The sequence below is a fragment of the Caulobacter sp. DWR3-1-2 genome, from assembly GCF_049896225.1.
In the GTDB taxonomy this organism is placed as follows: Bacteria; Pseudomonadota; Alphaproteobacteria; order Caulobacterales; family Caulobacteraceae; genus Caulobacter.
On the sequence record NZ_JAFCTW010000015.1, the window covers coordinates 39,635 to 57,764 of the forward strand.

An 18,130-nucleotide genomic window follows, 5' to 3' on the forward strand; every position below is an offset into this window, starting at 1 on the left:
CTATTCCTCGTTCGCCGGCTCTTCCGGCCCAGCGATCGTCCAGCTTGACAGGAAGTCGGGGTTTTCCACCGTCTCGCCGTCGGCCAGCGGATAGAGCCCCGGCGCGGCGGCGGTGATGTTCGAGGTCTGGGGCGGCAGGGTCGTGGTGTCGCCGTCCTGCCGGCCCAGCAGGTCGAGCAACAGACCCTCGTCGGCGTCGGCGGTGATCACCACGCCATGGAAGGCCTCGCGGCCCTGAAGCTCGCCTTCGGCGTCGAGGAGGGTCAGATTCACCAGCATGATCTTGCCGACCAGGGTCTGGGCGAAGGCCTCGTCCCAGTGCTCGGGCGGCGGGGCGGTGAGGATGGGCATGTCGTCTTCGGTCATCGTCTCTTTCAATCCACGGGACGGGGACAGGCCCGTGGGCCTGTCCCCAATCGTATCAGCGGTGCGAAACCCGGCGCACCACCGCGTCGCCGACCATCTGCAGCGCCTGGACCAGCACCAGCAGCAGCACCACGGTCACCACCATCACGTCGGTCTGGAAACGCTGATAGCCGAAGCGAATGGCCAGGTCGCCCAAGCCGCCCGCCCCGACCACGCCGGCCATGGCGGTGTAGGACACCAGGGCGATGGCCGTCACCGTCGCCGCGGCAATCAGGCCCGGCATGGCCTCGGGCAACAAGGCCCCCAGCACGACCTGCCGACGCTTGGCGCCCATGGCGAAGCTGGCCTCGATGACGCCCTTGTCCACTTCGCGCAGGGCGGTCTCGACCAAGCGCGCGAAGAACGGCGCGGCGCCGACCACCAGCGGCGGGATCGCCCCGGCCACGCCCAGCGATGTGCCGACCAGGGCGACGGTCAGCGGGATCATCACGATCAGCAGGATCACGAACGGCACCGAGCGCAGGATGTTGATCACCAGCGAAAGCACGCCGTTAGCCGCGCGGTTGCGCAGCATCTGGCCCGGTCCCGTCAGGAACAGGATCACCCCCAGGGGCAGACCCAGGATCACGGTCAGCCCCATCGACCCGCCCAGCATCGCCAGGGTGTCGAGCGTGGCCTGGCCGATCTCGGACCAATCCACGTTCTGGAAGAGGGCGATATTCTGGAGGAAGGCGTTCATTGGCCGGCCTCCGTCAGCAGATCAACCCGGACGCCGTCGGCCTGGAACCGGGCAATGGCCGCCTCGACGTCGCCCCCGGTCAGGGCCAGGGTCAGCTGACCATAGGGCGTGTCGCGCAGGCGGTGGATGCGGCCGCCAAGGATCGAATAGTCGACGCCGGTCTCGCGGGCCACCAGGCCCAGGATCGGCTTGTAGGTCGCCTCGCCGCGGAAGGTCAGCCGCACCACGCGGCCACCGACCAGGGCGCCGTGGGCCGCAACTCCATCGGCCTCGTTCACGAAACGCCGCGCCGTGGGACTGGCCGGATGCAGGAACACCGCCTCGACGGGGCCGCTTTCCACTACCGCTCCGCCTTCAAGCACCGCCACCCGATCACAGACCCGGCGCACGACGTCCATCTCGTGGGTGATCAGCACGATGGTGAGACCGAGCTCGCGATTGAGGTTGGAGACCAGGTCCAGGATCTGCTCGGTGGTTTCGGGATCCAGCGCGCTGGTGGCCTCGTCGCACAGCAGCACCTTCGGGTCTGTCGCCAGGGCCCTGGCGATGCCGACCCGCTGCTTCTGGCCGCCCGACAGCTGGGCGGGATACTTGTTGGCGAACTCCGACAGCCCCACCCGCGCCAGCAATTCGGCGGTGCGCGCCTTGACCTCGGCGCCCGGCCGTCCGGCCAGCTTCAGCGGAAAGGCGACATTGCCGGCCACGGTCTTGGACGACAGCAGGTTGAAATGCTGGAAGATCATGCCGACCCGGCGACGCAGGGCGCGCAGGCCCTCGACGCCCAAGGCCGCCACGTCGTCGCCATCGACCAGGATCTGGCCACTCGACGGCGTTTCCAGGCCATTGATCAGCCGGATCAGGGTCGATTTGCCCGCCCCCGAAGCGCCGATCACGCCGAACACCTCGCCAGGGGCGACCGACAGAGACACGCCGCTGAGCGCGGCGCGGCCGTTGCCGGCATAGGTTTTGGAAACGTTGTCGAAGGTGATCACGGGCTGGCTCGAAGATTGTGGAGCGGCAGCATTTAGGCGCTGACGCTCCTCTTGGCGAGGGGCGGGCCCTACTGCCCCGCGCCGCCACGCTCCCCTGTGCCGCCGCAGGCGCCTTTCCAACGTGATGACGGCGGCGGCGCCGCGATAGGGTCGCCCCCTTGGCGGCGCGGCCCCCTCCCCCTATACGGGCTCAGGCGAGACCGTGCGGGCGTGGCGAAACTGGTAGACGCGCCGGACTTAAAATCCGTCGGGAGCAATCCCATGCCGGTTCGACCCCGGCCGCCCGCACCAGTCAGCGCCGCGCGCCGTCTTCCCTGGCCGCCTCGAACGCCCGCCCCATCCCGAACGGTGCAAGAATGCATTGCGGCCCCCGAGGGCCACGCCGATGGTTGAGCCTCACGTTCCCGTATCGGACACGGCCTTGAATAGGTCCCCTGGTCCCGACCCCATCGATGTCGCTGTCGCAACCCGGATCCGGGTTCAGCGCCGCCACCTGAGGATCAGCCGGGACGACCTGGCCCAGACCCTGGGCCTCACCTTCCAGCAGGTTCAGAAATACGAGCGCGGAACCAATCGGGGTCAGCCCCTCGATGCTGGTGCGGACCGCCGCCGCGATTGCAGACAACGGTCGCCAGCCTGCTGGGCGAGGACAAGGCCGTCGTGGAGCCGGAGTGGGAATAGGCCTCCCGAGCGCCCTTACGAACCCGCGACACGTTCGATCCCCGTCGCGCCCACGCCCTCCAGCGCGGCAACCAGGTCTTCCACCGCCGCATCAACCAGCGCTTCGTCGCGCCCCCGGATCACCAGGTTGGCGCCATAGACATCGGGCGGCGCGAAAAACGGATAACTGCCGATCGACAGGTCCGGATGGGCCTTGGCCACCGCCTCCAGCGGCGCGGCGATCGCGCCCTCGCCGGTGCCGGTGACCCGGACGGTCTTGCTGATCACCACCGCCCCGGTGCGCAGACGCGGCCCAACGTCGTTCAGCATGCCGCGCATGATGGCCGGCACACCGGCCAGCACGAAGACATTGCCGATCTGGAAGCCCGGCGGACCCTGCACGGGGTTCTTCACCAGGGTCCCGCCCTCGGGCACATGGGCCATGCGCCGGCGGGCGGCGTTGGGCTCGCCCCAGCGCTCGCGCAGCAGGGCCATGATCTCGGGATGCTCGGGCGCGGTGACACCGAACGCCTTGGCCACCGAATCGGCGGTGATGTCGTCATGAGTGGGGCCGATGCCGCCGGTGGTGACCACATAGTCGTAGCGATGGCGCAGGGCGTTGACCGCATCGACGATCTCCTGCTCGACATCGGGCACCACCCGCACCTCGCAGACATCGACGCCATAGGTGGCCAGGTACTTGGCGATGGCGTTGAGGTTCACGTCTTGCGTTCGACCCGACAGGATCTCATCGCCGATGATCAGAACCGCCGCCGTCACGCGCTCGCCAGTCTTGGCTTGGGTGGTGGTCATGGTCTCGATCCCTTACATTCGAATGTTTCACCGACCGACTTAAGGCTCCCATGCTTCTCCCGCAACCGATGGCGCGCGGCGTGATCGTCGAGCGCTACAAGCGCTTCTTCGTCGACTTGGTGCTGGACGACGGCCGCGAGATCACCGCGCACGTGCCCAACCCGGGCGCGATGCTGGGACTGAAGGATCCCGGCCTGGCCGGCTGGGTGTCGTGGTCAGGCGACCCAAAGCGCAAGCTGGCCTGGACGCTGCAGCTGGTCGAGGCCGATCGCGGCCTGGTGGGCGTCAACACCATGAACCCCAACAAGCTGGTCGCCGAAGCCCTGGCGGCCGACACCATCCCGGAGATGGCCGGCTACGCCGTGATCCGCCCAGAAGTCAAATACAGCGAGGCCAGCCGCGTTGATTTCCTGCTGACCCATCCGGATCGCCCGTCGTGCTGGCTGGAGGTCAAGAACTGCCACTTCCGTCGTGGTGGGACCCTGGCCGAGTTCCCCGACTGCGTGGCGGCCCGCAGCGCCAGGCACCTGAAGGACCTGGCCGCCGAGGTCGCCAAGGGCGGGCGGGCCGTGCAGCTGTTCGTCATCCAGCGCACCGACTGCGACAGCTTCGCCGCTTGCGCGGACCTGGATCCGGTCTATGCCAAGGGTCTGAACGACGCGGCGGCAGCGGGCGTTGAAGTTCTGTGCTATGGTTGCGACATAAGCCCGACGCAGATCCGCATTTCCCGGCGCATCCCCTGGCGGGACGCACCGGCCGTTTGAGACGAAGCCGCCATGACCCTAGACGACACGGCCGAGATCGAAGCCGAGACCCGCACCGGCGCCATCAAGCTGCACAAGCCTTCCGACTTCGAGGGCATGCGCAAGGCCGGCAAGCTGGCGGCCGAGTGCCTGGACATGCTGATCCCGCACGTCGCGCCAGGCGTGCCGTCGGACTATCTGGACACCTTGGCCCGGGAATTCATCCTCGACCAGGGCGCCCTGCCCGCCTGCCTGTTCTATCGCGGCTATCCCAAGACGGTCTGCATCTCGCGCAACCATGTGGTCTGCCACGGCATCCCCGGCGAATGGGCGCTGCGCGAAGGCGACATCGTCAATATCGACGTTACGGTCATCGTCGATGGCTGGCACGGCGACACCTCGCGGATGTACGGGGTGGGCGAAGTGGGCCCGCGCGCCCGCCGCCTGGTCGAGATCACCTATGAGGGCATGGCCCGTGGCCTGGCCGCCGTGAAGCCGGGCGCGACCTTGGGCGACATCGGCTACGCCATCCAGTCCTATGTCGAGGCGCAGCGCTGCTCGGTGGTGCGCGACTTCTGCGGCCATGGCCTGGGCAAGGTGTTCCACGACTCGCCCAACATCCTGCACTTTGGCCGCCCCGGCCAGGGCGCGGTGCTGAAGCCGGGCATGTTCTTCACCGTCGAGCCGATGGTCAATCTGGGCAAGAGCGCAGTCAAGGTGCTGGGCGACGGCTGGACGGCCGTGACCCGCGACAAGTCGCTGTCGGCCCAATGCGAGCACTCGATCGGCGTGACCAAGGATGGCTACGAGGTGTTCACCGGCTCGCCGACCGGGCTGTTCCAGCCGCCGATCCTGGGCGGGTAAGCCCCTAGCCACTCGACAACCGATAATTGATCTGCCCTACTCGCTGCTCGCATGACGAGGGCGAGATGGTCAGTGGCAGATCACTGAAGGCGACCGGGGTCGAAGACACCGCGCCCACCAGGCCGGAGCCCAGCCACGCCCTTGGCCACCGCGAGCGCCTGCGCGAACGCGCCAAGGCCGGCGGCCTTGGCGCCCTGCCCGACTACGAACTGCTGGAACTCTACCTCTTCCGCACCCTTGCGCGCGGCGACGTCAAGCCGATGGCCAAGGCGCTATTGGCCCGGTTCGGCTCGTTCGGGGCGACAATCAGCGCCTCGATCGAGGACTTGAAGACCGTGCCGGGGATCGCCGAGAACGCGGCGATCGACATCAAGCTCTTGCATGAGGCCGCCTTGCGAGCCGGACGCGACAAGATCGCCAAGCGGCCGGTGATCTCGTCCTGGACGGCGCTGCTAAGCTATGTCCGCGTCGCCCTGGCCAATGAGCCGCGCGAACAGTTTCGGGTGCTGTTCCTGGACAACAAGAACCAACTGATCGCCGACGAGATTCTCAACCATGGCACGGTCGATCACGCCCCCGTCTATCCGCGCGAGGTGATGCGCCGGGCGCTGGAGCTTTCCAGCTCCAACATCATCCTGCTGCACAACCACCCCTCGGGCGACCCCACGCCGTCGCGGCCTGACATCGAGATGACCAAGCAGATCGTCGAGGCCGGGCGAGCACTGAAGATCAATGTCCACGACCACCTGGTCGTCGGGCGTGATGGCGTGGCCAGCTTCAAGGCGTTGGGGCTGTTTTAAAAATCCTCCCCCTGTGGGGGAGGTGTCGGCGCAGCCGACGGTGGGGGGAGTGATCGGATGGTCGCATCCTGGACCAATCCCAAAACTCCCCCCGCCGATCGCTGCGCGATCACCTCCCCCACAGGGGGAGGAACACCTTGACCGCATCCCCCCAATCCCGGAGCGTGGCCGAGCAACCTGTTTCGGAGCCCCAATGTCCCGCCTGCTTCTCGCCCTGCTCGGCTCCGTAGCCCTTCTCGCCCCCGCCGCCGACGCCGCCGACGCGCCCATTTCCAAGGCCGATCGCGCCGCCCACGAGGGCTACCTGATCCTCGACACCCACCTCGACACCCCTGAGCACTTCGCCCGCCAGGGCTGGAGCATGGTCGATCGCCATGCGGTGACGATGGATGGCACCGAGGTGGACCTGCCGCGCATGAACGAGGGCGGCCTGGATGGCGGGTTCTTCGTGATCTACACCACGCAAGGCGCCCTGACCGCCGAGGGCTATCGCGGCGCTCGCGACTTCGCCCTGAACCGCGCCACCGAGATCCGCGAGATGGTCGCGGCCCACGCCGACAAGTTCGAGCTGGCCTACACCGCCGACGACGCCGCGCGGATCAACAAGTCCGGCAAGAAATTCGTCTTCCAGAGCATCGAGAACAGCTGGCCGATGGGTGAGGACCTCACCCTGATGCAAACCTTCCACGCCACCGGCGTGCGCCTGGCCGGGCCGGTGCACTTCAAGAACAACCAGTTCGCCGACAGCTCGACCGACAAGCCGATCTGGCATGGCTTCTCGCCGCTGGGCCTGCGCTGGCTGGCCGAGGCCAACCGGCTGGGCATCGTCATCGACGTCAGCCACGCCTCGGACGACGTGGTCGATCAGGCGGTGCTGCTGTCAAAGGTCCCGATCATCGCCTCGCACTCGGGCGCCAAGGCGGTCTTCGACCACCCGCGCAATCTGGACGATGTACGCCTGAAGAAGATCGCTGAGGCCGGCGGGGTGATCTGCATCAACTCGGTCTATCTGAAAGCCACGCCCACCAGCCCCGAGCGCAAGGCCGCGTTCGAAGCGATCGGCAAGGCGCCCGACAGCGAAACGGCCAGCGAGGCCGAGATCGTCGCGTTTCTGAAGAAGAAGGCCGTTATCGACGCCAGGTATCCGCCGATCCGCGCCAGCTTCGAGGACTTCATGGGCAGTCTGCTGCACACCCTCAAGCTGGTCGGTCCCGAGTATGTCGGCATCGGCGCCGACTGGGACGGCGGCGGCGGCGTGGTCGGCTTCGAGGACGTCGCTGACCTGCCCAAGGTCACCGCCCGGCTGAAGGCGGCCGGCTATACCGACGCCGACCTGGCGGCGATCTGGGGCGGCAACGTGCTGCGCGTGATGAAGCAGGCGCAGGACTATGCCAAGACGGCGGCGAAGTAGGGGCGGACACTTGCCCCCTACGGACCGCTTCGCGGTCGTCTTCCCCCAGAGGGGGAAGAGCTTAGCCGCCGCCAATAGCGCGAGGCTCCGCCCCCTATGGGGGCGGACAGACCGCGCAGCGGTCAGGTGGGGGCAAGTCTAGGTCTTCCCCTGCCCCACGCATCCCAGAACCGCCACCCCATCAACACCGCCAGGATCGCCGCATAGGCCAGGGGCGGGCGATGGTCGGCCTTCACCAGCAGATAATAGTGGGCCACGCCCAGCGGCACGATCAGGTAGATCAGCCAGTGGATCCTCTGCCAGGTCGCCCGGCCCAGCCGGCGGATCATGCCGTTGGTCGAGGTCACCGCCAGCGGGATCAGCAGCGTGAAAGCCCCCATGCCCAGGGTGATGAAGGGCCGCTTGAGGATGTCCTTCCACAGCTGGCCCCAGTCGAAATAGAGATCGACGCCGATATAGGTCAGCAGGTGCAGGCAGATATAGCTGAAGGCGAACAGGCCGATGGTCCGCCGGAAGCGTACGAGGCGCGGCTTCTTCAGTATCCGGGCGGCGGGCGTCACCGCCAGGCCGACCAGCAACAGGCGCAGGCCCCAGACGCCGATCTGGCGGATCAGGGTCTCGATCGGATTGGCCCCCAGGTCGCCGCTGAACCCCCGCCAGGCCAGCCAGACCAGCGGCGCGAGACAGGCCAGCCAGACGGCGGCGTAGACGAGGTTGTCCCGGGTCTTGGAGGGCCGCTTCTTGGCCGCGACCCGCTTCAACGTCGCGTCCATCAGAAGGTCTTCCGCAGGTCCATGCCGCGATAGAGGTCGGCGACGTACTGGCCATAACCGTTAAATGGCAAGGTCTCGCGGCGGCGAAACTCGCCGATCCGGCGCTCGGTGGCCTGGGACCAGCGAGGGTGGTCGACAGCGGGATTGACGTTCGAATAGAAGCCGTATTCGCGCGGGGCCAGCACGTTCCAGGCGGTGGCCGGCATACGCTCGACCAGGCTGATCTTGACGATCGACTTGATGCCCTTGAAGCCATATTTCCACGGGACGACCAGCCGCAGCGGCGCGCCGTTCTGGTTGGGCAACACGTCGCCATAGAGGCCCACGGCCAAGATGGCCAGCGGGTGCGTCGCCTCGTCGATGCGCAGGCCCTCGCGATAGGGCCACTGCAGGGTGTCCCATTTCTGGCCCGGCATTTCAGAGGGACGCATCAGGGTTTCGAAGGCCACGAACTTGGCCTTTGAGGTCGGCTTGACCGCCGCGATCAGGTCCTTCAGCGGGAAGCCGACCCAGGGGATGACCATCGACCAGCCCTCGACGCAGCGCATGCGATAGATGCGCTCCTCGAGCTTCTGGCCCTTGATCAGGTCGTCGATGGCGAAGGTCGTCGGGGCCTCGCAGGCGCCGTCGACCCGCACGGTCCACGGCCGGGTCTTCAAGGACCCGGCGTTCTCGCCGGGGTCCTCCTTGTTGACCCCAAATTCGTAGAAGTTGTTGTAGGTGGTGATGTCTTTCTTGGGGGTCCGCGCCTCGGTGGTCGAGAAGCCCGGCTTGTAGGCCAGACCCCGGGCGTTCGCCGCGCCGCCCGCCCCCGCCAGACCCAATCCCGCCGCGCCTGCGATGAACTGCCGCCGGCGCAGGTAGAGGCCCTGATCGGTGACGTCGTTGTCGGTCAGGTCGGGGGCGTTGCGGATCAGCATGGCGGGGTTCCGGGCGGGGTCTTCATAGGAAGATACGTGCTGGGAGGGGGTTTGGTTACATCGAAAAGCTCCTCCCCCTGTGGGGGAGGCGGCCGAAGGCCGGTGGGGGGAGCTTTGGGTCGCCCTGTCCGGGTCGTGGCCGTCGGCCGATCATTCCCCCCACCGTCGGCTTCGCCGACACCTCCCCCAGAGGTATCTATATACGTGCTTGACCACAAAGCTTGACTCTCATCCATCGGCGCCTGAGCTTGGCGTCTATGGCGGAAGAGAATGTCGAAAATCCCACAGTCGAAGAGTTCTCAGCGTGGCTCATTCCAGCCGCCGCCTTGGTTGCGCTTCCTGATTTAGCGCCTGAGATGGCCGTTAGAACGATACTGGGACGGGCGAAAAGTGGGCTTGTGGTCGCCGCAGCATCAGCAATGACTTGGTCAAGCCAGGGCGAACAAAAGACCGCAAAGATTGTGACGATCGATCCGAACTGGTGGGATAAGGCCGGCGGCCATATCGACGAAACGTGGTCTAAGTTTTGGCATGTTGGCGACATGGACGTTCACATTCGGGACCGGATGGGTTCGCTGGTCGTGAACTTGTTCGACGTGCGATTCGAGCCCTTTGGTATTCACGCTATGTCGGGTGGTCTGATTGTGCGGAGCGCCAGCACAATTCAGGCGCTGATCGCAGCGCCCTCCGAGCCAGAGGCGGGGTCGCGGCGGGAGACCCCAAGCATCGCGCTCGAGAGGAGCGTAAGCGAGGGCCAGCTTAAGGCCTGGGCAAAAACCTACCTCGCATCGCGCCCCGGCATGGTGCACGACGAAATCGCCGAGGCTGCTTCCAAACACTTCCACCCGCGCACGGTTACTCGCCGCCCCCTCAGAAGCGCAATCAAACTGGCGAATTACCCGGTAAGGGTCGGAAAACCCTCCAAAAATAGAAACAAGCCGGCGAATTAACCGGCGAATTAGAAACCCGTGGACGGCGGTTTTTGCCGCCGCGATCTTCTCGTTGTGCGTTGCACCGCCCCGCTTCGGGGTAAAATTGGTGCAGCCGCTTCGATCGGCGAGAAGGAGACGACATGACGGATTGATGAGGCCCAGAAACGGAAACGGCTCACCCCTGCCAGGGGGCGAGCCGCTGTCCGAGTATCACCGCGTTGCGGGGATCCAAGGCCTCTCGTTAGAGCCCGAAGAATCTCACGACGCGGTTCCTTTCACAAGCCCAATATGGAGGAACCCATGGGCCTGATCGACCGTGTGCGGGTGAAAGAACACCGCCGCATCAGCAAGCGTGGGCGTATCGAGCGCGTCCGCGAACATTGCCGCCCGAAGCCGCATCGCCGCTGCTAATCGGGCTGGCCCGGCTTGTTCTTCGGAGCGGGCCGGGCCGCTTTCTTCTTCGCTCCCGGAGGTGGCGTGACCTCTTCGGGTTTGGTCTGGGCGTAGCGCGCCAAGGCCTCCCCAAAGTCCATGTCTAGAAATAGCGCCGGTTCCGTCTTCTTGCTGGTCATGCGATCAGCGCCTTGTAGGTCAGGCGGCATTCGATGCCGTCCAGCAACGCGCCGAAGCGTTGGCCCTTGGCGATGTCGCGGCGGTTATAGCGGAAGGTCATTTCGCCAACGTAGCGGTCCAGATGCTTTGGCGACACCCAGTGATGAACGCCGATGATCTGGCGCTTAAGTTGCGACCAGACGCCTTCAATCGAGTTCGTGTGGAAGTCGCCCTTGCGGTACTGGCCAGCGCTGTGACGGACAACGCCATGGTTGAAGGTGCGGCCAAGGTGGCGATAGCCCGCGTGCTCGTCGGTCGAGACCGAAGTGGCTCCCGGCGAAACGACCTCATGGACGAAGCCGTCCAGCGTGGCGGTGTTGGTCGAGGTGACGACGCGGGCGACCACATCGCCGTCCCGGCCCACAGCGCCGATGACGGCAGTCTTCCCTGCGGTCCCGTTGATGCCCTTGCGCTTGCTCTTGGGCTTGTTGCTTTCCTTGCCGCCCACATAGGTCTCATCGACTTCCACATCGCCCGACAGCGGGGCGTTGAAGCTGTCGGTGCGAGCTGCGTGACGCAGGCGGTGCAGAACGAACCAAGCCGACTTCTGCGTGATGCCAAGATCGGTCGCCAGCGTGGTCGAGGCGATGCCCTTGGGGTGGTTCGTGATCATCCAGATCGCCGTGTACCAAGTGCGGAGCGGCAGCTTGGTATCTTGAAAGATCGTGCCGACCTTGATCGAGAAGCGCTTGCGGCAGGTGTAGCACTTGTGGGTGTTCGTGCCAGTCAGGGTGCCGATCTTGGTCTCGTCCGCGTTGCCGCACAGCGGGCAGAACTTGCCGTTCTTCCAACGCGAGGCCGTCAGGTGGTCGATAGCCGATTGCTCAGTCGGGAAGGCCCGGAAGAGCTGGATCAGGTTGTCGAATTTCTGGATCACGGCGGCGGCTCCTGCTGCAACCGTTATCCCTCAATCCGATGACTGGGTCAAGCACGTATATAGCTCCCTCCCCCAGAGGGGGAGGACCTATCTCACCACCGCTTCAAACCCCGCCCGCGCCGCCGCCTTGGCCTTGGCCAGCTTGCCCTTCAGCGACCCGAACGCCCGAACACCGCCCGCCCGCGCCATAAGCGCCCGAAACGCCTTGGGTTCGGTGTCGGGATCGTGCCCATCCTCCAACGCCACCTTCAGCAGTTGCGACAGGTCCTGCTCCAGCCGCCAGGCCGCCTCCAGCGACGCCATCGCGGTCTTGTCGCCAAGTCCAGCCGCCTGCAGCGCCACCAGCGCCTCGCCGGTGTTCTGCGCCAGCGGACCTCCATCCGCCGCATGCACGAGTTGCAGGAACTGGGCGGCGAACTCGATATCGACAAGGCCGCCGGGCGTCAGCTTGAGGTCCCAGTCGCCCTTGCCGGGCCGCTCGTCCTCCATCAACTGGCGCATCTCCAGCACATCGACGGCGGTGTTCCTGCGATCGCGGGCGCGGCGCAGAGCCCCCGCGATCGCGCCCTCGGCCCGCGCCTGGAAGCCCGGCGACGAGGCCCAGACCACCCGCGCCCGCGTCAGGGCCAGCAGCTCCCAGGTCTCGGCCTCGCGGTCGTAATAGTCCTCGAAGGCCGCGAAGCTGACCGCCACAGGCCCCTTGGTCCCTGACGGTCGTAGCTTGAGATCCACCTCGTAGAGCGTGCCCTCGCCGGTCGGCGCCGACAAGGCCGAGGCCAGGCGCTGGGTGAAGCGTGCGTAGAAGCTTTCCGCGCCCCAGCCCTTGATCGCCGACATCTCGGCGGAACCGTCGGCCGCGTAGAGCGTCATCAGGTCGAGATCCGACTTGGCGGTCATCTCGCGCGACCCCGCCTTGCCCAAGGCCACCACCGCCACCTGGCCTAGGAAGGCCCCGCCCAACCGCTCGACTTCGCAGAGAGCCGCCGGGGCCAAGCCGCCCACGATCAGGTCGGCGAGGTCGGCGAAGGCCGCGCCGGCGTCGCGGGCGCCCGCCGTGCCGCTGATCACCCGCACCCCGATGCGGAAGGTCTGGTCGCGGAAAAAGCGCCGCGCGGCGTTCATCGCGCCTTCGAAATCGACGGGATCCCACGGCGGGTCGCGCGGCATTTCCATGGGACCGAAGAAGGCTGGGTCGAGCAGGGCGTCGAGAGCCGTCGGTCGTCGCGCCAGTGTCGAGGCCAGGCGGGGGGCGAAGGCCATGACCTCGACAATCAGCTCGAACAGCCGTGGTTGGGCCAGAAACAGCGACTGGATCTGCACGCCGGAGCTCAGCGACGCGAAGAAGTCGGCGAAGCGGTTGAAGGCGTCTTCCGGTGCGCCGGTCGCGTTGGCCGCGTCCAGCAGGCGCGGCGCCAGGCGGGTGAACAGCTCGCGGCCCCGTTCGGTGCGGGTGGCGGCGATGCGGCCGTGATGCCAGCCACGAATGGTGGCGGCCACGCGCTCGGGACGGGCGAACCCCATGCGCTTGAGGGTGGCCAGGGTCTCGGGGTCATCCTCGACGCCAGTGAACACCAGGCTGCCGAACCGCGACGACAGCTCTTCCTCGCCCTTGAACAGCGCGCCGTAGCGGCGGTTGACGCCCTTCAGCAGGTGCCCGACCACGGCGTCGAAGCTACGTAGATTGCCATGGCCCCATAGGGCCGCGACCCGCTTGCGATCGGTGTCGGACTCCGGAAGCTTGTGGGTCTGGTCGTCGGCCAGCATCTGCGCCCGGTGCTCCAGGGCGCGCAGGTCGCGATAGGCCTTGGTGAGATAGTCGCGGTCCTGGCGCGTCACGTGGCCCGCGTCCGACAGGGCGGCCAGGGCGTCGAGGGTGCGGGGGCTGCGTAGGTTCGCGTGCCGACCGCCGAGGATCAACTGCTGGGTCTGGACGAAGAACTCGATCTCGCGGATGCCGCCGCGCCCCAGCTTGAGGTCCGCGCCCTTGGCGGTCAGGCGGTCGTCGACCTTGTAGGCATGGATCTGACGCTTGATCGAATGGATGTCGGCGATGGCTGCGAAGTCGAGGTTCTTGCGCCAGATGAACGGCTGAAGTTCGGCCAGGAACGCCTCGCCGCGGGCGATGTCGCCGGCCGCGATCCGCGCCTTGATATGGGCCGCCCGCTCCCAGTTCTGGCCGACGCTCTCGTAGTACTCCAGCGCCGCGTCGATCGGCATGGCGGGCGGGGTCGAGGAGGGGTCGGGGCGCAGGCGCAGGTCGATGCGGAACACGTAGCCATCAGCGGTGCGCTCGGCCAGCATCCGGCCCAGGTGATGCGTCAGGCGCACGGCCACGCCCTGCGGCTCGACGCCCTGCGCGACCGGCAGGGCGTCGGGGTCGTAGAAGATCGAGAAGTCGATATCGCTGGAATAGTTGAGCTCGAAGGCCCCGTGCTTGCCCATGGCGATGCAAAACAGGCCGGGGATGGGGCCATCCTTGCCTTCACCGACATGGGTCAACGCGCCGCGCGCCACCTCCAGCCGCGCGGCCTGGGCCAGGCTGGCGTGCAGCGACGCGTCGGCGAAGCGGGTCAGGGCGGCGGTCACCGCGTCCAGGTCCCAGACCCCGCCCAGGTCGCACAGGGCCGTCAGCAGGTGAAGCTCGGCCTTCAGTTCGCGCAACACCCGCCGGGCGGTCTCGAAGTCTGGTTCGGCGGCCACGGTCTCGGCGGCGGCCAGGATCTGAGCGAGCCGCGCGTCGGGATCGCTGTCGAGGATCGCCGGCAGCCGCTGGCCGTCCCGCCGCGCCAGGCCAGCCAGATAGGGCGAGGCGGAAAACACCGGCGCCAGGGCCGGCCAGGCGGCCTCGACCAGGCGCATGGCCTCGCCGGCCTTCTTGCCAATCGCCTCGTGCCCCCGTTCGGCGGCCTTCGGATCGAGGATGGGGCCGCAGGGGGTGAGGCGTTCGAGCAGGCGGGTCATGCCGCGCACTGTGGCGTGAGGCGGCGCTCAGGTCGAGGTTCGCCGCTTGACAGCCCAGGTTACAGGCGTAATCGTTAGCGCTTGAGATGCGAGGCGCCATGAACATCACCCAGGCCGAGAGCCGCATCATGGACGCGCTGTGGTCCCGCCATCCGCTGACGGTGGACGAGATCATGGCGGAGGTCGCCGAGCCGCAGGGTTGGGGCGAGGCGACGGTCAAGACGCTGATCAACCGCCTGCTGAAGCGCAAGGCGATCCGCTCCGACCGCATCGAGGGCCGGGCCCGCTACGCCCCCGTCGTCCAGCGCGCTGACTATGTGCAGGCCGAGAGCCAGGGCCTGCTGAACCGGCTGTTCGACGGCCAGCTGACGCCGCTGGTGGCGCATTTCGCCCAGCATCGCGCGCTGTCGGCCGACGAGATCAAGCAATTGAAGACGCTGATCGCGGGTCTTGAAGATGGTGGCTGAACTCCTCGCCCTGATGCTGCTGCGCGCCCAGGTCGCCGCCATGGCGGCGGTGCTGCTGGTGCTGTTGCTGCGCGGCCCCGCCCGCAGCTGGATCGGCGCCCGCCTGGCTTACCGGCTATGGATCCTGGTCCCGGCGGCCGTCCTCGCCAGCCTGTTCCCCAGTCTGTCCGAGGCCTTGGAGGCCGGCGCGCCCGCGGCCCCGATGGGCGAGACCCACGCCATCACCGTCTTGGCCGCCTGGATGGTCGGCGCTCTGGTCGCCGCCGGGATCATCGTCCAGCAGGAGGTCGCCTTCCGGCGTCAGGCGCGCGCCGGTCAGGCCGGCCCCGCCGTGATGGGCGTGCTGTGGCCGCGCATTGTCTTGCCATGCGACTTCGCGGAGCGCTTCGACGCCGAGGCGCGGCGGATGGTCGACCTGCATGAACGCGCCCACATCCAGCGCGGCGACCCGCTGGCCAATCTGGCGATCGCCGTGGGCCTGGCGCTGGGCTGGTGCAATCCGCTGATCCACATCGGCGCGGTCTGCGCCCGGCTGGACCAGGAACTGGCCTGCGACGCCCAGGTGCTGAGCCTCCGGCCCACCCTGCGGAAGGTCTATGCCGAAGCCCTGGTCAAGGCGCACGCCGCCCGCACCGGCTCGCCCCTGGCCTGTTTCTGGGCGGCCCATCCCTTGCTGCTCCGGGTCAAGCTGCTGGCTCAGCCCGAGCCCAGCGAAGAGCGCCACGCGACCGGCGCGGTGTCGATCGTCGGCCTGGCCATACTGACGGCTCTGGTCGTCTGGAGCGTCACCCCGCGCGGACCCATGCCGCCACACTTCATCTGGCCCGGCGAGGTGATCGAGCACCAGGTCGACGGCATCAACCTGCCTGCGTTGCGCCGCTAATCACCCCGACGTTCCCGGCGTCGCGTCGGTTGACGTCTGGGATTACATCTGTAAGTTTATAAGACTACAGACGTAATCTTCCGGGTGGGCCATGACCTTCATTCTGCGGATGCCGGAGGCGCGGGGGCGCCGAGCCTGGCGCAAGCGCCGCTACGCGATGATCCACGAAGGCTCCGACGAAACGGGCTACTGCGCCACCCGCCAGGGTCGCGACCGCTGTTACGACGTGAAGATCCAGATGTGGGGCGGCTAGAGCATTTTTCGAGCGAAGTCGTTCCGGTTCGCGTGAAGAAAAATGCGTCAAAACAGAAGATTAGAGCTCACGGCCTGACGCATTCAGGTCGGGAAATGCTCCAGGATCCTACTCCACCCGTGGCAACACCAACGCCACCCGCAGGCCGGGGCCGGAGCCGTCATAGACGCCTGGCCCCTCGGCCAGTTCCAACCGTCCGCCATGCGAGACGGCCACGGCCTGGACCAGCGACAGACCTAGCCCCGCGCCGGGCTCGCTGCGGCTGTTCTCCAGGCGCACAAAGCGCTGGACGACACGGGCGCGGTCTTCCTCGGGCACGCCGGGCCCCGTGTCGGTGACCGAGAACTCCAGCTCGCCAGACGAGCGGCGACGGGCCCGCAGCATCACCGCGCCGCCTGCTGGTGTATATTTGATGGCGTTGTCGAGGATGTTGGCCAGGGCCTGGGCGATGAATTCGCGGTTGCCACGGATGTTCAGGGCGGGGGTGATCTCGGCCTTGAAGTCCAAACCCTTGTCCTCGCAGCTGGCCTCATACAGCTCGGCCATGTCGGAGGCCAGTTCGCTGGAGTCGAAGGTCTGCTGGTCGGGGGCGTCGCCGGCCGCCTGCAAGCGGGCGATGGCCAGCACGGCGTTGAAGGTCTTGAGCACGCCGTCGGCGTCGAGCAGGGCGGTCTCGAGGGCGGCCATCGCATCCCCCTTCCCGTTCTCGGCGTCGATCAGGGCCACTTCCATGCGGGCCCGCAGCCGGGTCAGGGGCGAGCGCAGGTCGTGGGCGATGGCGTCGCCGGCGTGGCGCAGCCCGCCCATCAGTCGCTCGATGCGGTCGAGCATGTCATTGAGGCCCACGGCCAGCTCGTCATACTCGTCGCGGGTGCCGCGCACCCCGGCCCGGGCGCGCAGGTCGCCGGACCGCACGGCGTTCACCACATCGACCAGGCCCTGCATGCTGCGCGAGACATTGCGGCTGATGATCACCCCGCCCGCCAGGCCCAGGATGATGACCAGCGCGCCGGCCCCCCACAGGGCTCGGACGATCTTCATCACATAACCTTCGGACTCCTGGACGTCGGCCCCGACGAACAGCGCCTCGCCGCCGCTTAGCCGCTCCTGCACCCCGCGCGCCGCGCGCCTGACCTCGGCGCCGTCGATGTCGGTCTCAGTGAGCTTGAAGCCCTCCCAGGTCGGGCCCTGGCCTTCGAAATCGTCGATCGGCGACTCCTCGATCGAGCCGGAGATTCGCTTGCCGTCCTTGTCGAGCAGCAGGTACAGGAACGGCCGCTCGCCGGTGGCGCGCTCGACGATGGTCTGGTTCAGGGCGTCGACCCCACCCACCCGGTAGGCGGCCTCCAGGCTCTCCATCTCGCGAGTGATTTCGGCGTCGGCGCGGCGGTTCACCTCGCCGGCCGTGGCGATGTAGATATAGCCGAGGAACGCGCTGGCGGCGGCCGCGAACAGGGCCAGGAACAGCAGGGTCAGCCGGAACGGCGTCGATCGGATCAGGCGCGGCAGACGCATGGGCTAGCTCTTCTTGCCGAGCAATGCCGCGACATCGCGGCGTGTGTCGACGATGCGGAGGACAAGAATACCCGCGTCATCGGGCAAGGGGTCGTAGACGACGAGCCATGGTGCGACGGTCAAGCCATGCGGATCGCCCCGAAAATCCCGCCGACGCCGCCCGAGACCTGGGCGTTTTGCCAAGCGCAGCAAGGCGGCGTCCAGTCGCATGATCACTGCCTCAGCGCGCGCCTCGCCGCTATCTTGGGCGATCCACGCATAGATGCGGTTGAAGTCCGCCTGAGCCTCGCGGGACTTTACGACCTTCGGCTCGCCCATTCAGCCCTGGCGACTTTTTCTGAACTCTCGTTTGGCCTCCGCGAGCATCTTTTCAAAATTCCACGGCTCGGAAAGCCCTTCGACGTGCTCGCGGCGCGCCCGGTCAAGCGACTCGTTGATCGCGTCGCGATTGCGCGCGATCCAAGCGTCCATCTCGGCCCCGGAAAGCTCAGGTCCGAAGTCGTCTTCATCGTCGGGAACGGGCTGGGTCAGCTTGTTCATGGCCCTCAG

20 protein-coding genes and 1 tRNA gene are annotated in these 18,130 nt (G+C 67.1%); 9 read left to right on the forward strand and 12 right to left on the reverse strand.

What is annotated here, in order from left to right; genetic code table 11:
• From ACP696_RS18005 to ACP696_RS18015, 3 genes are read right to left on the reverse strand one after another with little or no spacing between them, the layout of a single operon-like run.
• Positions 1–366: a hypothetical protein gene (locus ACP696_RS18005; protein ID WP_426014830.1), complete on the reverse strand. Its 366-nt coding sequence runs from the start codon at positions 364–366 to the stop codon at positions 1–3.
• Positions 367–421: 55 nt separating this feature from the next.
• On the reverse strand, positions 422–1,105 hold the full coding sequence (locus ACP696_RS18010) for a methionine ABC transporter permease (RefSeq protein ID WP_426014832.1): 684 nt from the start codon (positions 1,103–1,105) through the stop codon (positions 422–424).
• Positions 1,102–2,097, reverse strand: a complete 996-nt coding sequence (locus ACP696_RS18015) for a methionine ABC transporter ATP-binding protein (RefSeq protein WP_426014834.1) — start codon at positions 2,095–2,097, stop codon at positions 1,102–1,104. Before ACP696_RS18015 ends, ACP696_RS18010 begins: the two co-directional genes overlap by 4 nt.
• 204 nt (positions 2,098–2,301) lie before the next feature.
• On the opposite strand from ACP696_RS18015, the gene ACP696_RS18020 reads away from it, so the two are divergent.
• Positions 2,302–2,388, forward strand: a tRNA-Leu gene (locus ACP696_RS18020).
• Positions 2,389–2,793: 405 nt separating this feature from the next.
• Here ACP696_RS18020 and ACP696_RS18025 read toward each other — a convergent pair.
• Positions 2,794–3,570 carry a competence/damage-inducible protein A gene (locus ACP696_RS18025; protein ID WP_426044122.1) on the reverse strand — a complete coding sequence of 259 codons (777 nt, stop codon included), beginning with the start codon at positions 3,568–3,570 and terminating at the stop codon, positions 2,794–2,796.
• A 50-nt stretch (positions 3,571–3,620) separates the two neighbouring features.
• Between ACP696_RS18025 and sfsA the strand changes: the two genes are divergently transcribed.
• The 4 genes from sfsA (at position 3,621) to ACP696_RS18045 (ending at position 7,388) form a co-directional block, all read left to right on the forward strand.
• Positions 3,621–4,334, forward strand: a complete 714-nt coding sequence (sfsA, locus tag ACP696_RS18030; RefSeq protein WP_426044123.1) for a DNA/RNA nuclease SfsA — start codon at positions 3,621–3,623, stop codon at positions 4,332–4,334.
• A gap of 12 nt (positions 4,335–4,346) precedes the next feature.
• Positions 4,347–5,177 (forward strand): type I methionyl aminopeptidase, encoded by an 831-nt coding sequence (gene map / locus ACP696_RS18035; RefSeq protein ID WP_426044124.1) that lies wholly within the window; start codon positions 4,347–4,349, stop codon positions 5,175–5,177.
• 65 nt (positions 5,178–5,242) lie between these two features.
• On the forward strand, positions 5,243–5,977 hold the full coding sequence (gene radC, locus ACP696_RS18040; protein WP_426044125.1) for a RadC family protein: 735 nt from the start codon (positions 5,243–5,245) through the stop codon (positions 5,975–5,977).
• A 193-nt stretch (positions 5,978–6,170) separates the two neighbouring features.
• On the forward strand, positions 6,171–7,388 hold the full coding sequence (locus ACP696_RS18045; protein ID WP_426014844.1) for a dipeptidase: 1,218 nt from the start codon (positions 6,171–6,173) through the stop codon (positions 7,386–7,388).
• A 122-nt stretch (positions 7,389–7,510) separates the two neighbouring features.
• On the opposite strand, the gene msrQ is transcribed toward ACP696_RS18045, so the two are convergent.
• Entirely contained in the window at positions 7,511–8,161 is a 651-nt protein-coding gene (gene msrQ / locus ACP696_RS18050) for a protein-methionine-sulfoxide reductase heme-binding subunit MsrQ (protein WP_426014846.1), read from the reverse strand.
• Positions 8,161–9,081 (reverse strand): protein-methionine-sulfoxide reductase catalytic subunit MsrP, encoded by a 921-nt coding sequence (msrP, locus tag ACP696_RS18055; protein WP_426014848.1) that lies wholly within the window; start codon positions 9,079–9,081, stop codon positions 8,161–8,163. Before msrP ends, msrQ begins: the two co-directional genes overlap by 1 nt.
• 257 nt (positions 9,082–9,338) lie before the next feature.
• On the opposite strand from msrP, the gene ACP696_RS18060 reads away from it, so the two are divergent.
• Positions 9,339–10,031 carry a hypothetical protein gene (locus tag ACP696_RS18060; RefSeq protein WP_426044126.1) on the forward strand — a complete coding sequence of 231 codons (693 nt, stop codon included), beginning with the start codon at positions 9,339–9,341 and terminating at the stop codon, positions 10,029–10,031.
• A 389-nt stretch (positions 10,032–10,420) separates the two neighbouring features.
• On the opposite strand, the gene ACP696_RS18065 is transcribed toward ACP696_RS18060, so the two are convergent.
• The 3 genes from ACP696_RS18065 to ACP696_RS18075 all read right to left on the reverse strand — a co-directional run bounded on the left by ACP696_RS18065 (position 10,421) and on the right by ACP696_RS18075 (position 14,463).
• Positions 10,421–10,585: a hypothetical protein gene (locus ACP696_RS18065; protein WP_426014851.1), complete on the reverse strand. Its 165-nt coding sequence runs from the start codon at positions 10,583–10,585 to the stop codon at positions 10,421–10,423.
• Complete coding sequence (locus ACP696_RS18070; RefSeq protein ID WP_426044127.1) at positions 10,582–11,502, reverse strand: IS1595 family transposase; 921 nt, start codon at positions 11,500–11,502, stop codon at positions 10,582–10,584. The genes ACP696_RS18065 and ACP696_RS18070 overlap by 4 nt, the downstream gene beginning before the upstream one ends.
• 87 nt (positions 11,503–11,589) lie before the next feature.
• Positions 11,590–14,463, reverse strand: coding sequence for a bifunctional [glutamine synthetase] adenylyltransferase/[glutamine synthetase]-adenylyl-L-tyrosine phosphorylase (locus tag ACP696_RS18075; RefSeq protein ID WP_426014854.1), 2,874 nt, complete (start codon positions 14,461–14,463; stop codon positions 11,590–11,592).
• A gap of 98 nt (positions 14,464–14,561) precedes the next feature.
• On the opposite strand from ACP696_RS18075, the gene ACP696_RS18080 reads away from it, so the two are divergent.
• The 3 genes from ACP696_RS18080 to ACP696_RS18090 all read left to right on the forward strand — a co-directional run bounded on the left by ACP696_RS18080 (position 14,562) and on the right by ACP696_RS18090 (position 16,066).
• Entirely contained in the window at positions 14,562–14,930 is a 369-nt protein-coding gene (locus tag ACP696_RS18080) for a BlaI/MecI/CopY family transcriptional regulator (protein ID WP_426014856.1), read from the forward strand.
• Complete coding sequence (locus ACP696_RS18085) at positions 14,920–15,813, forward strand: M56 family metallopeptidase (RefSeq protein WP_426044128.1); 894 nt, start codon at positions 14,920–14,922, stop codon at positions 15,811–15,813. The genes ACP696_RS18080 and ACP696_RS18085 overlap by 11 nt, the downstream gene beginning before the upstream one ends.
• A 91-nt stretch (positions 15,814–15,904) precedes the next feature.
• Positions 15,905–16,066 carry a hypothetical protein gene (locus ACP696_RS18090; RefSeq protein ID WP_426014860.1) on the forward strand — a complete coding sequence of 54 codons (162 nt, stop codon included), beginning with the start codon at positions 15,905–15,907 and terminating at the stop codon, positions 16,064–16,066.
• A gap of 108 nt (positions 16,067–16,174) precedes the next feature.
• Here ACP696_RS18090 and ACP696_RS18095 read toward each other — a convergent pair whose 3' ends face one another.
• Genes ACP696_RS18095 through ACP696_RS18105 form a run of 3 tightly spaced genes read right to left on the reverse strand, consistent with a single transcriptional unit; the run spans position 16,175 to position 18,121 of the window.
• Positions 16,175–17,581: a sensor histidine kinase gene (locus ACP696_RS18095; RefSeq protein ID WP_426044129.1), complete on the reverse strand. Its 1,407-nt coding sequence runs from the start codon at positions 17,579–17,581 to the stop codon at positions 16,175–16,177.
• A 3-nt stretch (positions 17,582–17,584) separates the two neighbouring features.
• Positions 17,585–17,899, reverse strand: a complete 315-nt coding sequence (locus ACP696_RS18100; RefSeq protein WP_426014863.1) for a type II toxin-antitoxin system RelE/ParE family toxin — start codon at positions 17,897–17,899, stop codon at positions 17,585–17,587.
• Positions 17,900–18,121: a hypothetical protein gene (locus ACP696_RS18105; protein ID WP_426014865.1), complete on the reverse strand. Its 222-nt coding sequence runs from the start codon at positions 18,119–18,121 to the stop codon at positions 17,900–17,902.
• Between the last annotated feature and the right edge of the window lie 9 nt (positions 18,122–18,130).

Bases quoted from the DNA above. Each gene is read 5' to 3' on its own strand.
- ACP696_RS18005 (WP_426014830.1), bottom strand. From the start codon at position 366: ATGACCGAAGACGACATGCCCATCCTCACCGCCCCGCCGCCCGAGCAC.
- ACP696_RS18010 (WP_426014832.1), bottom strand. From the start codon at position 1,105: ATGAACGCCTTCCTCCAGAATATCGCCCTCTTCCAGAACGTGGATTGG.
- ACP696_RS18025 (WP_426044122.1), bottom strand. From the start codon at position 3,570: ATGACCACCACCCAAGCCAAGACTGGCGAGCGCGTGACGGCGGCGGTT.
- sfsA (WP_426044123.1), top strand. From the start codon at position 3,621: ATGCTTCTCCCGCAACCGATGGCGCGCGGCGTGATCGTCGAGCGCTAC.
- map (WP_426044124.1), top strand. From the start codon at position 4,347: ATGACCCTAGACGACACGGCCGAGATCGAAGCCGAGACCCGCACCGGC.
- radC (WP_426044125.1), top strand. From the start codon at position 5,243: ATGGTCAGTGGCAGATCACTGAAGGCGACCGGGGTCGAAGACACCGCG.
- ACP696_RS18045 (WP_426014844.1), top strand. From the start codon at position 6,171: ATGTCCCGCCTGCTTCTCGCCCTGCTCGGCTCCGTAGCCCTTCTCGCC.
- msrQ (WP_426014846.1), bottom strand. From the start codon at position 8,161: ATGGACGCGACGTTGAAGCGGGTCGCGGCCAAGAAGCGGCCCTCCAAG.
- msrP (WP_426014848.1), bottom strand. From the start codon at position 9,081: ATGCTGATCCGCAACGCCCCCGACCTGACCGACAACGACGTCACCGAT.
- ACP696_RS18060 (WP_426044126.1), top strand. From the start codon at position 9,339: ATGGCGGAAGAGAATGTCGAAAATCCCACAGTCGAAGAGTTCTCAGCG.
- ACP696_RS18065 (WP_426014851.1), bottom strand. From the start codon at position 10,585: ATGACCAGCAAGAAGACGGAACCGGCGCTATTTCTAGACATGGACTTT.
- ACP696_RS18075 (WP_426014854.1), bottom strand. From the start codon at position 14,463: ATGACCCGCCTGCTCGAACGCCTCACCCCCTGCGGCCCCATCCTCGAT.
- ACP696_RS18080 (WP_426014856.1), top strand. From the start codon at position 14,562: ATGAACATCACCCAGGCCGAGAGCCGCATCATGGACGCGCTGTGGTCC.
- ACP696_RS18085 (WP_426044128.1), top strand. From the start codon at position 14,920: ATGGTGGCTGAACTCCTCGCCCTGATGCTGCTGCGCGCCCAGGTCGCC.
- ACP696_RS18090 (WP_426014860.1), top strand. From the start codon at position 15,905: ATGACCTTCATTCTGCGGATGCCGGAGGCGCGGGGGCGCCGAGCCTGG.
- ACP696_RS18095 (WP_426044129.1), bottom strand. From the start codon at position 17,581: ATGCGTCTGCCGCGCCTGATCCGATCGACGCCGTTCCGGCTGACCCTG.
- ACP696_RS18100 (WP_426014863.1), bottom strand. From the start codon at position 17,899: ATGGGCGAGCCGAAGGTCGTAAAGTCCCGCGAGGCTCAGGCGGACTTC.
- ACP696_RS18105 (WP_426014865.1), bottom strand. From the start codon at position 18,121: ATGAACAAGCTGACCCAGCCCGTTCCCGACGATGAAGACGACTTCGGA.